Raw genomic sequence first — 15545 nt, forward strand, 5'->3', positions numbered from 1 at the left:
AGCAATGGCCTCCGGCAGGATCAACCGGAATGGTTGCCGAACCACGAAGGGTTCGGTGGGTCTCTGGCGGAAGCAACTGAATGCTAAATGTCCGTCAGTTCGACGACACTGGCCGACGTCCGACCGGGTGTCACCGAACTACCAGGGCTAACATCAGATCCCATCGTGTACGGCGGACCGCAGGGGTGGAATCCTCATTTCCTTCGGACCTGAACGTTTGCTTCGATCGGTCTTAAACCCATCGAAGCGAGTTCGGTCCGAGATCGCGACGCGAGTTGAACGCGTCCCGAATCACGTTGTGTCGTTTACTGCATTACGATTCGAACCGCCCTATTCATTTAAGGGCGTCGAACCGGGCCGGCCTTCGGCGGGAAGACCCCCGAAGGCTCGTGCACATCCAACACCGAGCACCCGACTTCACTTAAGGGCGTCGGATCGGATTTTGAACGTCAGCCAGCCGAGGCGTCTTAAAAAGACGCCGATTCTCGCCGGCTCACGGAAGCCCGAACCACCGGACTTCGTTCACATTACCACGAATGGCCGGGTTACACTTAAGGCCGTCGAACCGTAAGTCCAATGGGTCGCGTTATCGTGATTCCAGCCCCGCCCGGACTTACTCCCGGTCGGTTCCGAGAACCATGACTTTCACCCTCGCGACCGCGTCGAAGTTCCGGAGGCGGTACGCGAGCTCGCGGACGTCGCCGGCCGGACCGCGGCAGAACGCGGTTTCGAGACACCACTCGCCGTGGTGGACATGGCTCGTGGCGGCGATGACGTCGCCGAACTCGTGCTGGACGTCGTGGAGGTCGTGAATCACCGACTCGTGTTCGTAGTCGTACGCGAGCACGGCGACGACCTCGCCGGCGGTGGCTTCGAGTTCGTCGTGAGACTCGACGTACTCGCGCATGGCCTCGCGGACCGCCCGCGACCGCGAGTCGAGCCCTTCCGCCTGCCACGTCTCGTCGAACGCCGCCAGCACGTCCTCGGGAACAGTGAGACTCGTGCGCATGCCTTGGGCTTGCTCGCGAACGGCTTGTGTGTTTTCGTTGGGCACGGAGCCGAGCCTGCGTGCGTAGTTACGGCCACCACGACGACAGTCACAGTCGGGACGCGAGGAGGGCGGCCGCGATACCGGTCGGGATGGGGGGTCGGCTTCGTCTCCGGGCTCCTTTAAACGTCAATTTTTTGTCTTCCGCGCGACCACCGTTCGACTGGTGGGACCGATGGACGAAGCAGCACTGGTTCCGACCGTGATCTACGTCCTGCTCACCGTCCAGTTGGTGGTACTGGCCGCAAGAGCGTTCGAGTGGTTCGAACTGACCGGGCTCACCGTCACGCTCGTCGCGCTCCTGCTCGTCTTCGAGGGCGGACTCGCCTACGAGGGCGTCCAAGTCGCGCTCCGATAGCGGTCGGGGTTCCGACAGGGCGGTCGGCGAGCCCCGGTCGAAAACCCGACTTTCCGAAGGGGCGGCGCCCCGAGGCCCGCGACGAGGCGGCGTTCACCGCAGGAACCCGAGCAGTTCGTAGTCGTGATCGGGGGTGTATCGCCGGAACAGGAGGCTGTTGGTCAGCACGCTCACGCTGGAGAACGCCATCGCACCGGCGGCGAGCACCGGCTGGAGCAGTCCGAGCGAGGCCAGCGGGATCATCGCGGTGTTGTAGCCGAGCGCCCAGAAGAGGTTCTGTTTGATCTTCGAGAGGGTCCCCTCCGAGACGCGGATCGCCTTCAGCACGTCGGCCGGGTCATCGCGCATCAGCGTCACGTCGGCGGCCTCGATCGCCACGTCGGTACCGCTCCCGATCGCGGCCCCGACATAGGCCGCCGCGAGCGCGGGCGCGTCGTTGACGCCGTCGCCGACCATCATCGCGCGGCGATCCGCCGACTGGATCGACTCGACCGCCTCGGCCTTGTCCTCGGGCAGGACCTCCGCCCGGACGTTCTCGGGGTCGATGCCGACCCGGTCGGCGACCGCGCGGGCGGTCCGCTCGTTGTCGCCGGTGATGAGCATCACGTCCCGGCCCGTCTCCCGGAGGCCGGACACAGCGTCTTTCGCGGTCTCTTTCACCGTGTCGGCGTCGGCGACCACTCCGACGAGCTCGCCGTCGACGGCGACGAGCATCGCGGTCTTACCCTCGCGTTCGAGTCGCTCCATCGTTGCCTCGGCCCGGGAGGGGTCGACGCCCTCGTCTTCGAGCAGTTTTCGGTTGCCGACCAGCACCTCCCCGTGGCCGGTGGCGGCCTTCACGCCGTGACCGGGGACGTTCTCGAAGCGTTCGGGGTCCTCGACCTCGATGCCGCGCTCCTCGGCGCCCTCGACGATGGCCTCCGCGAGGGGGTGTTCGCTGCCCTTCTCGGCGCTGGCGGCGGCGCCGAGCACGAACGCCTCGTCGATCTCCGCGGGCGCTTCGAGCGTTCCGCCGTCGGATCGAGGGCCCGAGGAGGCTCCCGGACCACCGGCGGACTCCGTCTGGCGCGGCTCGCGCTCACCGTCGGTCGGCTCGCCGCCGTCCGTGGCCGCCCCAGCGCCGTCGCTATCGGGAGCGACCGGAACCACGTCGGTCAATCGCATCTCGCCCTCGGTCAGCGTCCCGGTCTTGTCGAACACCACCGTGTCGACGTCCTTGACGCGTTCGAGCACGTCGCCGCCCTTGAACAGGACGCCGTTCTGGGCGCCGATCGAGGTCCCGACCATCGTCGCGGCCGGCGTCGCCAGTCCGAGCGCGCAGGGACACGCGATGAGGACCGCGGAGGCGAACACGACTACCGCGAACTCGAAGACGGTGACGGTGCCGCCCGCGACCGCCGGCCCGCCGGCGACCAGCCCCCACAGCGGGAGGCCGGAGACGAACCCGGCGAGCGCCTCGGGGAAGGCGTACCACGCGAGCCCCCAGATCAGGGCGTTGGTGATGACCGCGGGCACGAAGTACGCCGAGATCCGGTCGGCGACCTGCTGGATCTCGGGCTGGCGGCTCTGGGCCTCCTTGACCAGTTGGACGATCTGCTGGAGGGCGGTCTCGGCGCCGACCTTGGTCGCCTCGACCTTCAGGACGCCGTTCTCGTTGACGGTCGCGCCCACGACCTCGTCGCCGGGGCGCTTCTCGACGGGCACCGACTCGCCGGTCACCATCGACTCGTCGACCGCGCTCTCGCCCTCGACCACCTCGCCGTCGGTGGGGACTTTCTCGCCGGGCCGGACGACCATCACGTCGCCGACTTCGACGTCCTCGACCGGGATCTCGGTCTCGTCTCCGTCCCGGATCACCGTCGCGGTGTCGGCCTCCATCTCCAGCAGTCGCCGGAGCGCCTCGCTGGCCTGCCCCTTCGAGCGGGCTTCGAGGTAGTTGCCCAGCGTGATGAACACGAGGATGAACGCGGCGGTGTCGAAGTAGAGGCTCCCCGCGAGCAGGTCGAACAGGACCGCGACGCTGTAGAAGTACGCGGTCGAGGAGCCGAGCGCGATGAGCACGTCCATGTTCGCGGTCCGGTTGCGCACGACCGCGGTGTAGGAGTTCTCGTAGAACTCCCTGCCGAGGAAGTACTGGACGGGCGTCGCCAGCCCGAACATGACCCACCCGAGGGGCACGCCGAGGACCGCCTCACCGAGCAGGTCGTCGAACAGGTAGTGTTCGAGCATGAAGAACGCGAGCGGGAGCGAGAGGACCGCGCCGAACAGCGTCAGCCGGAGCTGTCGGCTGATCTCGGCCTGGCGGGCCTCGTCTCGCCGGTCGGCGTCGGTGGCGCCGTCGGTGTCGGTGTCGTCGTCGCGGATCGGCTCGTAGCCGGCCCGCTCGATGGCGTCGTAGAGGTCGCCGAGCGCGGCGTCCTGCGGGTTGTACCGCACCGTCCCCTCGTCGGTCGCGTAGTTGACGTCGGCCTCGATCACCCCGGGCGTCGCTTCGAGGGCGCTCTCGTTAGTCTCCGAGCAGTTCGCACACGACATCCCGGAGATGCCGACCGACACCTGCCGGGCGACCGGCTCGTAGCCGGCGTCCTCGATCGCCCGGTAGATATCTGCGAGCGAGGTCGCGTCGGGATCGTACTCGACGGTGCCTTCGTCGGTGGCGAAGTTGACGTTCGCCTCCCGAACGCCGTCGAGTTGCCCGAGGGCGTCTTCGACCGTCCCCGAGCAGTTGGCACAGCTCATACCCCGTATCTCGAGGTGTGCGGTTTGGGCCATAGGTGTCTCGTTGTCGTGTACTACGGGACCCACGTTTATGCGGATTTTCCCTTTTCGAGCCGACGATCGCGGTGCCGAATACGATCATAAGTAAACTCAGCCGGTGTGCGTCTTTTGTTTCCTAAATTTGTACGCGGGGCGATCGCCCCCGAGCGCGCCACCGAACGGTTTTACCGCTCGCGCGGAACGTCCCGAGTGATGTCGACCGAGAGACGCCGGCCCGGCGGCGAGGTGAAACCGTGAGCGACGACTACGACCTCGATGCGGGGCCCGACCCCGCCGGCGTCGCGGCCGCCGACCCCGAACCCGACGGTCCGGACGACCCCGTCCGCGCGGTCGGGATCGGACCGGGGAACCTCGAGTACCTCACGCCCCGGGGCGAGCGCGCGATCCGAGACGCCGACGTCGTCGTCGGCTTCGAGACGGTGATCGAGTACGTGGCCGACCGCACCGACGCGGACCTCCTGGCGTGTGGCTACGCCGACGAAGCCGAGACGCTGGCGGCGTTCGCCGACCGCGTCGCGTCGGGCGAGACCGGGACCGCGGTGCTGATGGGCGACCCGAACCACTCGGGCTACCAGTTCGTCGGGAAGGTCGAGGCGGCGGTCGAGCGACCGGTCCGGGTTGTCCCGGGGGTCTCGTCGCTTCAGGTAGCCGCGAGCAGGGCTCGGACGCCGATGGAGGAGTCGGTGTTCGTGACCCTCCACAAGAGCGGCGAGATCGACCCCGACCTCGACAGGCTCCGGGCCGCGGTCGGGAACCGCCACCTGCTGGTGTTGCCCCGCCCGTTCGACTGGATGCCGGGCGACGTGGCTCGCGAACTGGTCGAGAGCGGCGCGCCGACGTGCCTCGACGCGCTCGTCTGCGAGCGACTCACTCACGACGACGAGACGATCACGCGCACGACGCTTGGCGCGCTCGCCGACTCGGCGGGCGGCTCGGACTCCCCGTACTCCGACCTCTCGGTGCTGGTCGTCAGGGCCGACCGAACCACTAAGTAGTTAAACCCAGCTTGTCCTAATCACGCCACGATGGTGTTTCGTCACGCCGCGAGCGAACCGGCGACCGAGAGACTGCGGACCGGCGGGTCGGGCCGGGGTGGCCGATGAGGTTCGTCCTCGTCTCCGGCGCCACCCGGACCGCCGAGATAGACGGCATCAGCGCCGCAGGCGCCGATCCCGCGCTGATGGCCCACACCCCGAGCGCCGACGCCGAGATCGTGGAGTACGGCCGGCCGGTCGACGCGCCGGTCGTCCCGGTCAGTCCCACGGGATGTCCCACGCCCGCGGTCGTCACTCGCGCGGTCCGCGAGCGGCTCGGTTTCGAGACGCTGATAGTCGACGCCGGACTCGCCGCGCCGACCGGCGCGCCGACCGTCGAGGTGGGATCGGGCCCCGGTGGGGACGTGCGCGAGCCCGAGCCGGTGGCGGACGCTTCCGAGACGTTCGCCGCGGCTCGCGACCTCGGCGCGTCACTGCCCGACGAGGAGCTCGTCGTCGCCGAGACGGTTCCGGGCGGGACCACCACCGCGCTCGGCGTCCTCTCGGCGCTCGGCGAACGCGCGTCGGTGTCCTCGTCGCTACCCGACAATCCGATGGGACTCAAACGCGAGGTCGTCGCCGACGCGCTCGCCGCGAGCGACCTCTCGGCGGGCGACTGTCGAGGCGATCCCCGCGGGGCCGTCCGCCGGATGGGCGACCCGGTACTCGCCGCGGTCGCGGGGCTGACGCGGGGCGCACTCGATGCCGGGACCGACGTGACCCTCGCCGGCGGGACCCAGCTGGCCGCGGCGGGCGCGCTCGTCCGCCACGCGGGGATCGAGGCGCCGCTCGAACTCGCCACGACGCGCTTCGTCGCCGACGACGACACCGCCGCGATCGGCGCGCTCGCCGACGATCTCGACCTCTCGCTGACCGTGACCGACCCCGAGTTCGAGGCCGGCGACCACCCCGCGACCGACGCCTACCTCGCGGGCGAGGCCAAAGAAGGGGTCGGCATGGGCGGCGCGCTCGCGCTCGCCGACCGGGCGGGCGCGTCGCCGGCCGCGATCCGCGAGCAGATCGGCGTCGTCTACGACCGGATTACCGGCGACGGCCGGCCGGGCGAGGGCCGCGACGCCGACCCGGACGACGACCCTCGGGAGGCCGAGCCATGAAGGGCGTAGTCCTCGGTGGGACGAGTTCGGGCGTCGGCAAGACCGTCGCCACCCTCGCGGTGCTCCGGGCGCTGGCGGAGGCGGGCCGGGACCCCCAGCCGGCGAAGGCCGGGCCCGACTTCATCGACCCGAGCCACCACGAGCGAGTCGCCGGTCGCCCGTCGCGGACGCTGGACTGCTGGCTGGAGGGCCGCGAGGGCCTGCGACGCAACTACTACCGGGGCGACGGCGACGTCTGCGTCGTCGAGGGCGTGATGGGGCTGTACGACGGCGACGGCTCCAGCACCGCGATGGTCGCCGAGGCGCTCGACCTCCCGGTCGTCCTCGTGGTCGACGCCGCGGCCGGGATGGAGAGCGTGGCCGCGACCGCGCTCGGCTTCCGGGAGTACGCCGAGCGCGTCGGTCGGGACGTCGAGGTCGCTGGCGTCCTCGCCCAGCGCGCCCACGGCGGTCGTCACGCCGAGGGCGTCCGGGAAGCGCTCCCCGACGACCTCGCGTACTTCGGACGGATCGGGCCCGACCCCGCCCTCGAAGTCCCCGAGCGCCACCTCGGGCTCGAACGCGGCGACGAGCGGCCCCTGAGCGACGAGGCCCTGTCGGCGGCCGCCGAACACGTCCGGGTCGAGCGACTACTGGCGACGGCCCGCGAGCCGCCGCGGCCCGACCCCGACTCCCGACCGAGCGAGCGAGCGACCGGCGAGCGGATCGCGATCGCCCGAGACGGGGCCTTCAGCTTCCGGTACCCCGCGACCGTCGAGCGGCTCCGAGCGCGGGCCGACGTGCGGACGTTCTCGCCGGTCGCGGGCGACGACCTGCCCGACTGCGACGGGGTCTACCTCCCGGGTGGCTACCCGGAGCTGTACGCCCAAGACCTCGCGACGAGCCCGGCGCTGGCGACCCTCCGCGAGCGCGCGAGCGAGGGACTCCCCGTGTTCGGGGAGTGTGGCGGACTGATGGCGCTCGCGGAGTCGCTCACGACGACCGACGGCGACAGCTACGAGATGGCGGGCGTCCTCCCGGCGGACGTGGAGATGCGCGAGCGCTATCAGGCGCTCGACCACGTCGAACTCCGGGCGCGCGAGCGGACCCTCACCGCGAGCGCGGGCGACCGCCTCCGGGGCCACGAGTTCCACTACTCCGCCGCCGACCCCGCGACCGACGCCCGGTTCGCCTTCGACGTCGAGCGGGGCGAGGGGATCGACGGCGATCGCGACGGACTGACCGAGTACCGGACGCTGGGCACCTACTGCCACGTCCACGCCGAGAGCGGCGCGTTCGACACATTCATCGACCACCTATGACAGACGACCACACATCGACCGACCGGAGCACGGGCGAACAGACAGCGAGCGACCGAGCGCCGACCGCAGAGGCCATCGAACCGTCGACCCCCGAGGAGTTCGGACTGGTGCAGGTCTGGTGGGGCGACGGGAAGGGCAAGACGACCGCCGCGCTGGGGATGGGCTTTCGGGCCGCCGGCCACGGCTACCGCGTCCACATGCTCCAGTTCATGAAGGGCGGGACCGGCACCGTAGAGGACACGCGCGGCGAGTACAACGCCATCGAACGCGTCCTCGGGTTCACCTACGAGAACACCGGCCACTACGGCTGGCACGGCTTCCTCGACGGCTCGGACGACGACGAGCACGACGCGAAGGCCGCCGCCGCGCTCGCGCGGGCGCGAGAGATAGTGGAGGCCAGCGAGTCGACCGGCGACGAACCGGTCGCCACCGACGCGCCGGCCGACGCGGGCGTCCACATGCTGATCCTCGACGAGGTGCTCTACGCCGCCAACCGCGGCCTGATCGACCCCGAGGCGGTGATCGACCTCGTCGAGACCAAACCCGACGACCTCGAACTGGTCCTGACCGGCGGCCACGACCGCCCCGAGTTCGCGTGCGAGCGCGCGGACCTCGTCACCAACGTCCGGAAGGAGGCCCACCCCATCGAGTCGGGCCACGCCGCTCGGAAGGGCACGGAGTACTGAATGACCCGCACGCTGCTGGTCGCCGGGACCGCGAGCCACGTCGGCAAGAGCACCGTCGCCGCGGGGCTCTGTCGGCACCTCGCCGACGCCGGGGTCTCGGTCGCGCCGTTCAAGGCCCAGAACATGAGCAACAACGCTCGGGCCGTCCTCGCGCCCGCGGCCGGCGGCGACCGCGGGGCGGGCGAGCGCGCGGCGGCGGAATCGGGTGCGAGGAGAGAGGGAGGGGGTCTGGGGGAGGGAGAGAGGAGAGAGGGCGAGATCGGCGTCTCCCAGTACGTTCAGGCCCGGGCGGCCCGGATCACGCCGACGACCGATCTGAACCCCGTCCTGCTCAAGCCCCGCGGCGACGGCGAGAGCCAACTGGTCGTTCAGGGCGAGGCCGTCGGCCACTTCGAGGCGGGGTCGTACTACGACGACCACTGGGTGCGCGCCCGAGCCGCCGCGGTCGAGTCCTTCGAGCGACTCGCCGCCGACCACGAGGTGGTCGTCGCCGAAGGCGCGGGCAGTATCGCCGAGATCAACCTCCACGACCGGGATCTGGCGAACGTCGAGACCGCCCGGTTCGCCGACGGCACCGACGTGATCGTGGTCGCCGACATCGAGCGCGGCGGCGCGTTCGCCAGCCTCTACGGCACGCTCGAACTGATGCCCGACGACGTCCGCGAGCGAGTGGTGGGCGCGCTCGTCACGAAGTTCCGGGGCGATCGGTCGATCCTCGACCCGGGGATCGCGGAGTTCGAGGACCGAACCGGCGTCCCGATCCTCGGCGTGCTTCCGTACGACGACCCCGGACTCCCCGAGGAGGACAGCGTCTCGTTGCCCGCGGAGGGCGAGCGGGCGGTCCGGGGCGACGACGACGGCGTCCCGGACGACCGGGCGGTCACGGTCGCGGCGGTCCGGCTCCCGCGGGTCTCGAACGGCACCGACCTCGAACCGCTCGAACGCGAGCCCGGCGTTCGGGTCGCGTACGTTCCCCCGAACGCCGACCTCGGGGAGGCCGACGCGGTCGTCCTCCCGGGGACGAAAAACACCGTCGACGACCTGCTCGCGCTCCGGGAAGCCGGCTTCGGGGAGGCGCTGGCCGAGTTCGACGGACCGATCGTCGGCCTCTGTGGGGGCTATCAGGTACTCGGCGAGCGAATCCGGAACGCGGGCGTCGAGAGCACCGCCGAGCGCGGGACCGTCCCGGGGTTCGGCCTGCTCCCGGTCGAGACCAACTTCTCGGCCGACAAGCGCGTCGCGCAGGTGACCCGATCGGTCGACGGGACCGGCCCCATCGCCGGCGCGTCCGGGACGGTCTCGGGCTACGAGATACACATGGGCGAGTCGACGCCCACGGCGCCGGTCGACCGGCCGGTCGGCCCCGCCAGCGCCGCGACCGACCGAGTGCTCGGGACCTACCTCCACGGCCTGTTCGAGAACGAGAACGCCCGCTCGGCGTTCGTCGCGCGGGTCTTCGAGGCGAGCGGGAAGACGCCGCCGGACGCAGGCGGGAAGGCGGCCTCGCCCCACGACGCCGCGGCCGAACTCGTTCGCAAGCATGTGGATCTGGCGGCGCTCGGACTGCCCACGGTGCGCGATTTATGAAAGCTCGCTTTGTGTAGTGAAATCCTAGTAGTTTTATTCGGGCGGCGCCGAATCCCGCGACATGGAGCAGACCGAGACGGTGCAGACCGCGACGCTGGACGAGTCACACACCGAAATGAGCGAGATCCTGATGCCCGACGACACCAACAACCTCGGTCGGGCGCTCGGCGGGTCGGTCCTCCACTGGATGGACATCTGTGGAGCGATTTCCGCGCGGCGGTTCTCGCGGCGGCAGGTCGTCACGGCGTCGATGGACCACGTCGACTTCCTCGAAGCGATCGACCTCGGCGACGTCGTGGTGACCGAGGCCTACGTCTTCGAGACCGGCGAGTCGAGCATGGAAGCGAAAGTCGACGTGTACGCCGAGCGGCCGAGCGACGACGAGCGCCGCGAGACCGCCACCTCGTTTTTCACCTTCGTCGCGCTCGACGGCGACGAGAACGCGGCGGCCGTGCCCGATCTCCGGTGTCCGACCGACGAACAGGAGCGAAAGCGCCGCGAGGCGCTCGAAGAGCGGTCCCGGCGCAGGGCGGCGCTGGCCGAGACCGAGTAGCTACCAGTCGAGCGAGCCGCCCGACCGGTACTCGGTCACCTGGGTCTCGAAGAAGTTCTTCTCCTTGTTGAGGTCGGTCGCCTCCGACATCCACGGGAAGGGGTTGTCGGTGCCGTACGACGCCGGGAGGTCGAGCTGGCGGAGGCGACGGTCGGCGACGTACTCGACGTACTCCGCGAACTGCTCGGGACCCATCCCGAGGATCGCTTCCGGACAGGCCTCCCGGGCGTAGAGCTGTTCGAGCTCGACCGCCTCCTCGATCAGCGCCGCGATCTCGGCGCCGAACTCGTCGGTCCAGACGCCCGGGTGTTCCTCCCGGACGGTGTTGATGAGGTCGACCCCGAACGCGAGGTGGACCGACTCGTCGCGCATGATGTACTCGAACTGCTGGCCGATACCGACCATCTTGTTCTGTCGCTTGAGCCCGAGCATCATCGCGAATCCGGCGTAGAAGAAGATGCCCTCCATGATGACGTAGAAGCCGACGAGGTCCCGGAGGAACGACCGGACGTCCGCGTCGGTCCGAAGCTCGAAGTCGTCGTCGAGAATGTCCTCGGTCAAATCGACGACGTACGCGTCTTTCTCCTCGATCGACGGCACCTCCTCGTACATGCCGTAGACGTAGTCGGGGTCGAGGCCGAGCGAGTCACAGCAGTAGATGAAGGTGTCGGTGTGGATGGCCTCCTCGTAGGCCTGCCTGAGGAGGTACTGACGACACTCCGGGCTGGTGACGTACTCGTAGAGCGCCAGCACGATGTTGTTGGCGGTCAGCGATTCGGCGGTCGAGAAGAACCCAAGATTCCACTCGACGAGCTGGCGCTCGGCGTCGGTCAGCGCGTCGCCGTTCCACTGATTGGCGTCCTCGCCCATCGGAATCTCCTCGGGCACCCAGTTGTTGTTCACGCCGGCGCGGTAGTACTCGCGCGCCCAGTCGTACTCGATCGGCAGTATCTTGTTCGGGTCGGTCTTGTCGTCGTTCAGTATCATATCACTGGCAGGCGTCGCAGGTCGGGTCCTCGACGTTCGGGAGGTCGGTTCGCTCGCGGTTCGACTCGGCGCTCGACTGATCCCGGGTCTGAGTCTTCCCGTACTCCGCCATGTCGACGGTGGACTTCTCGATCTGTGAGGCCCCGAGCGTCCGCAGGTAGTAGGTCGTCTTCAGCCCGAGCTCCCACGCGGTCTGGTAGACGTCGTCGAGCAGCGAACCGTCGGTGGACGGGAAAAAGACGTTGTGCGAGACCGACTGATCGATCCACCGACCCCGGCGGGCGGTGAGCCGGAGCTGGTGGCGCGGGTCGATCTCGAACGCGCTCCGGTGGAGCTCTCGGATCGGTTCGGGGATCGCCTCGATCTCCTGGATCGAGCCGTCGTGGAATTTGATCCGGTCGACCATCTCCTCGTCCCAGAGGCCCCGTTCGTCGAGGTCCGCGACGAGGCGGTCGTTGACGACCGTGAAGTCCCCGCTCATGTTCGACTTGACGTAGAGGTTCGAGTAGACCGGCTCGATCGACGGCGTGGTGCCGGCGATGGTCGAGATGGTCGCGGTCGGCGCGACCGCCATCGTGTTCGAGTTCCGCATCCCGTGGTCGGCGACCGCCTCCCGCACCGGCCCCCAGTCGAGGCGCTCCTCGCGAGGCAGGGGAATCTCGCGGCCGCGTTCTTCTTCGAGCAGGTCGAGAGTGTCCTGGGGGAGGATACCCCGATCCCACTTCGAGTCCTCGAACGAAGGGTAAGCACCGCGCTCGGCCGCCAGCTCCGCCGAGCTCCGGATGGCGTGGTAGGAGACCAGCTCCTGGGACGCGTCGGCGAACTCGACCGCCGCCTCCGAAGCGAACGGGATCCCGCGTTCGAGCAGGGCCTCGTGGAACCCCATCACGCCCATCCCGACCGGGCGGTGGCGCATGTTCGAGCGCTCGGCCTCGTCGGTGGGGTAGAAGTTGAGGTCGACCACGTTGTCGAGCATCCGCATCCCGGTCTCGACGGTCTCCCGGAGCTTCTCGCGGTCGAGGCCGAACCCGGCCTCCGAGTCGGTCTCGACGTCGCCCTCGGCCGCGGATGCCGGGACGCGCTCGGCCGCCGGCTCGACGTGCTTCGAGAGGTTCACCGACCCGAGGTTGCAGACCGCCTGTTCGTCCTCGCTCGTGTTGAGCGTGATCTCCGTACAGAGGTTCGAGGAGTGGACGACGCCCTCGTGGTCCTGGGGCGACCGGACGTTACAGGGGTCTTTGAACGTGATCCACGGGTGGCCGGTCTCGAACAGCCTGGTGAGGGTCTCGCGCCAGAGCTCGGCGGCGTCGACCGTCTCGTACTGGCGGAGCTCGCCGGCCTCGGCCTTCCGCTCGTACTCGCGATATAGCTCCTCGAACTCCTCGCCGTACGTGTCGTGGAGTTCGGGCACCTCGTCGGGCGAGAACAGTGTCCACTGCTCGTCAGCCCGCACCCGCTTCATGAACAGATCCGGAATCCACGCCGCGATGTTCATGTCGTGGGTCCGGCGGCGCTCGTCGCCGGTGTTGCGTCGCAGGTCGACGAAGGCCGGGAAGTCGAGGTGCCAGCACGCCAGATACGCGCAGGCCGCGCCGCGGCGCTTGCCCGAGCGGTTGATCGCCGCGGTCACGTCGTTCGAGATCTTGAGGAACGGGACGACGCCGGTCGACTCGACGCCGGTCGACTCGATGAGCGACCCGGCGGCCCGGATCGGCGTCCAGTCGTTGCCGAGCCCGCCGCTCCACTTCGAGAGCCGAGCGTGGCCCTTGTAGGCGTCGAAGATGCCGTCGAGGTCGTCGGGCACCGTCGTCAGGTAACACGAACTCAGTTGGGCGTGGGTCGTCCCGGCGTGGAACAGCGTCGGGCTCGACGGGACGAACCGGAGCGTCGACATGAGCTCGTAAAACTCGCGGGCGCGGGCCTCGCGGTCGGCGACCGGTTCGGCCAGCGCGAGCCCCATCGCCACGCGCATCCAGAACGCCTGCGGGAGTTCGAGGCGCTCGCCGTCGGCGGTCTGGAGGAAGTACCGCTGGTAGAGAGTGTCCAGCGCCATGTAGTCGAACAGCTCGTCGCGCTCGACCGCGAGCGACTCCGCGAGTGCCTCGAGGTCGAAGGCGAGCATGCGCTCGTCGAGCAGGCCGTCTTCGACGCCTCTCTCGACGTTCTCGGCGAAGCTCTCGCGGGCGGCCGCCGCAAAGTCGTCGGGAACCGTCCCGACGACTTCGCGGTAGTAGCGCTCGCGGAACGCCGCGGCCGCGATCCGCTTGTAGGCAGGATCGCGCTCGATCCGGGCGGTCAGCGCGTCGATCACCGCGTCGTACAGTTCCTCGATCGAGGCGTCCTCGTAGAGGTTCCGTTCGATCTCGGTGGCGAGGTCGTCGAACACCGGGTCGGTGAGTACGTCCTCGCGTCCCGTTCGTGCGCGGTCGAGGACCGCGCGGATCGTCTCGGTGGTGGAAGTCGTCGTCTGATTCATGGGTGGTCGGCCGGACCGGACGTCGGCGTCGATACGGCGAGCGACAGCGTCGCCACTGTTCGGCGTCGAGCGGCTGACTCGTCCGATTTCCGGCCGTACCAGTTGGTGTTCGCCCCGACCCGGATAAAGCTTTCCAACACTACTTTCAGAAGTACAAGTTAGATTTACCGGGCGAGTGCCCCGCGAAACCGACCTCCCCATTTACGGTCCTCACCGTCGAACGGGGAGCGTGAGCAAACAGCTAGAGATAGTCGAGTCGGGGAGCCAGAAGCAGGCCGAGAGCACGGCCAACAACCGAATCAGAGCGTACGAAGAGGACGGCTACGACCTCGTCGATCAGGAGATCGGCCTCGGGTCGAACGGGGTCACAATACTGCTCGTCTTCGAGTCGGTCGAGTAGGCGAACTCGGGGCCGGCGGCCGGATCAGGCCGCCTCTCTCATCTCCTCGTACTGCTGTTCGAATCGCGCCAGACAGGACGAACAGCAAAACTGGTAGAGGTCGCCGTCGATCCGGGTCGACTCGCCCTCGCTGGTGACGGTGTTGCCACACTCGTCACACTCGAGGGCGAACTCCGCGCCCTCGGGTTCTGGCGACCACGACGACTCCGAGAGCAGGTCGACGTCGTACGACCGGATCGCGTCGGTGTCGAGCGAGTCCGCGAGTAGCGGCTCGACCGCGCCGTCTTCGAGTCTGGCGTGGAACACCACCCGGCCGTCGGCGGTGACGAAGACGTGTTCGACCGAGTCGAGCGCTTCGACGCGCTCGCGGACGTCGGCGACCCGACCGGGTTCGATCCGGAGGTCGACGAGCACCGCGATCCCTTCCGAGAGGAGCGAGCGATCGAGATCGACGGTGAACTGCTGGATGACGCCGAGTTCGCGCATGCGGTCGATGCGGTCGGAGACCGTCGGCGGCGAGAGTTCTACAGCGTCCGCGATCTCGTTGTACGGTCGGCGGGCGTTCGCGACGAGCAACTGGAGAATTTCGAGGTCGGTTTCGTCGAGTTCCCTCATTGGTACGCACTCGCGTGTCCACCGTCAAACATGTTTCGGCGCCGCGGCCCCGACCCGGTCCGGGGCGCGATCGGCGCGGGACGGGGGCGTCCCGGCGATCCCCTTACTCTCCTTAATACTCCTTGCAGAAACGCTTTTGAGGGGAAACGTCGTCGAATGGTAAACATGTCTATCGACGGAGCCGCGGCCGACGACATGACGTACGTCCAGAAGGCGTGCGCGTACATCACCCGGGGCGAGCGCGAACTGCTCGCGTTCGAGGGCCCGGGCCACGACGGCCTCCAGATCCCGAAGGGGACCATCGAGGCGGGCGAGACGCCCCGGGAGGCGGTGTTTCGGGAGGTCGCCGAGGAGAGCGGGCTCGGCGCGCTCGCCGACACGCGCCACCTCGCGACCGACGTGTGGCGCCGCCGGCCGGCGCGGCGGTACGTCCGCCACTTCTTCCACGCGACCGTCCACGACCCCCGCGACCGGTGGACTCACACCGTGACCGGGTCGGGCGAGGAGGTCGGCGCGGAGTTCGAGTTCTCGTGGGTCGACCTCCCGGCCGACGAGGAATTCGCGCTCGCGCTCGACGACTACGTCCACCTCCTGTAGGGTCGACTCG

Annotated in this window: 14 protein-coding genes; 9 read left to right on the top strand and 5 right to left on the bottom strand. The window is 68.9% G+C overall.

Annotated elements, in window-relative coordinates; genetic code table 11:
* Positions 1-613 precede the first annotated feature (613 nt).
* Entirely contained in the window at positions 614-1009 is a 396-nt protein-coding gene (locus tag EPL04_RS16760; protein WP_134672327.1) for a CopG family ribbon-helix-helix protein, read from the bottom strand.
* Between the two features lie 214 nt (positions 1010-1223).
* Here EPL04_RS16760 and EPL04_RS16765 point away from each other — a divergent pair, with 214 nt between their 5' ends.
* Complete coding sequence (locus EPL04_RS16765; RefSeq protein WP_134672328.1) at positions 1224-1406, top strand: hypothetical protein; 183 nt, start codon at positions 1224-1226, stop codon at positions 1404-1406.
* Positions 1407-1499: 93 nt separating this feature from the next.
* On the opposite strand, the gene EPL04_RS16770 is transcribed toward EPL04_RS16765, so the two are convergent.
* A complete protein-coding gene (locus tag EPL04_RS16770; protein WP_245154604.1) occupies positions 1500-4145 on the bottom strand; it encodes a heavy metal translocating P-type ATPase in 2646 nt (881 codons plus the stop codon).
* 272 nt (positions 4146-4417) lie between these two features.
* Between EPL04_RS16770 and EPL04_RS16775 the strand changes: the two genes are divergently transcribed.
* The 6 genes from EPL04_RS16775 to EPL04_RS16800 all read left to right on the top strand — a co-directional run bounded on the left by EPL04_RS16775 (position 4418) and on the right by EPL04_RS16800 (position 10460).
* A complete protein-coding gene (locus EPL04_RS16775) occupies positions 4418-5179 on the top strand; it encodes a cobalt-precorrin-7 (C(5))-methyltransferase (RefSeq protein WP_134672330.1) in 762 nt (253 codons plus the stop codon).
* Positions 5180-5283: 104 nt separating this feature from the next.
* A complete protein-coding gene (locus EPL04_RS16780; protein WP_134672331.1) occupies positions 5284-6333 on the top strand; it encodes a nicotinate-nucleotide--dimethylbenzimidazole phosphoribosyltransferase in 1050 nt (349 codons plus the stop codon).
* A complete protein-coding gene (locus EPL04_RS16785) occupies positions 6330-7634 on the top strand; it encodes a cobyrinic acid a,c-diamide synthase (protein ID WP_134672332.1) in 1305 nt (434 codons plus the stop codon). Before EPL04_RS16780 ends, EPL04_RS16785 begins: the two co-directional genes overlap by 4 nt.
* Positions 7631-8320 carry a cob(I)yrinic acid a,c-diamide adenosyltransferase gene (locus tag EPL04_RS16790; RefSeq protein ID WP_134672333.1) on the top strand — a complete coding sequence of 230 codons (690 nt, stop codon included), beginning with the start codon at positions 7631-7633 and terminating at the stop codon, positions 8318-8320. Before EPL04_RS16785 ends, EPL04_RS16790 begins: the two co-directional genes overlap by 4 nt.
* Positions 8321-9907 carry a cobyric acid synthase gene (locus tag EPL04_RS16795; protein ID WP_134672334.1) on the top strand — a complete coding sequence of 529 codons (1587 nt, stop codon included), beginning with the start codon at positions 8321-8323 and terminating at the stop codon, positions 9905-9907.
* Positions 9908-9968: 61 nt separating this feature from the next.
* Entirely contained in the window at positions 9969-10460 is a 492-nt protein-coding gene (locus EPL04_RS16800) for an acyl-CoA thioesterase (RefSeq protein ID WP_134672335.1), read from the top strand.
* On the opposite strand, the gene EPL04_RS16805 is transcribed toward EPL04_RS16800, so the two are convergent.
* Complete coding sequence (locus EPL04_RS16805; RefSeq protein WP_134672336.1) at positions 10461-11447, bottom strand: ribonucleotide-diphosphate reductase subunit beta; 987 nt, start codon at positions 11445-11447, stop codon at positions 10461-10463. It abuts the gene before it with no gap.
* 1 nt (position 11448) lies between these two features.
* Complete coding sequence (locus EPL04_RS16810; RefSeq protein WP_134672337.1) at positions 11449-13923, bottom strand: ribonucleoside-diphosphate reductase subunit alpha; 2475 nt, start codon at positions 13921-13923, stop codon at positions 11449-11451.
* Positions 13924-14152: 229 nt separating this feature from the next.
* Here EPL04_RS16810 and EPL04_RS18895 point away from each other — a divergent pair, with 229 nt between their 5' ends.
* Complete coding sequence (locus EPL04_RS18895; protein WP_167599506.1) at positions 14153-14323, top strand: hypothetical protein; 171 nt, start codon at positions 14153-14155, stop codon at positions 14321-14323.
* Between the two features lie 24 nt (positions 14324-14347).
* On the opposite strand, the gene EPL04_RS16815 is transcribed toward EPL04_RS18895, so the two are convergent.
* Entirely contained in the window at positions 14348-14938 is a 591-nt protein-coding gene (locus tag EPL04_RS16815; protein WP_134672338.1) for an AsnC family transcriptional regulator, read from the bottom strand.
* A 165-nt stretch (positions 14939-15103) separates the two neighbouring features.
* Here EPL04_RS16815 and EPL04_RS16820 point away from each other — a divergent pair, with 165 nt between their 5' ends.
* On the top strand, positions 15104-15535 hold the full coding sequence (locus tag EPL04_RS16820) for an NUDIX hydrolase (RefSeq protein ID WP_134672339.1): 432 nt from the start codon (positions 15104-15106) through the stop codon (positions 15533-15535).
* The last annotated feature ends 10 nt before the right edge of the window (positions 15536-15545 follow it).

The sequence above is a fragment of the Halorussus marinus genome (assembly GCF_004521895.1).
Classification (GTDB): Archaea; Halobacteriota; Halobacteria; order Halobacteriales; family Haladaptataceae; genus Halorussus; species Halorussus marinus.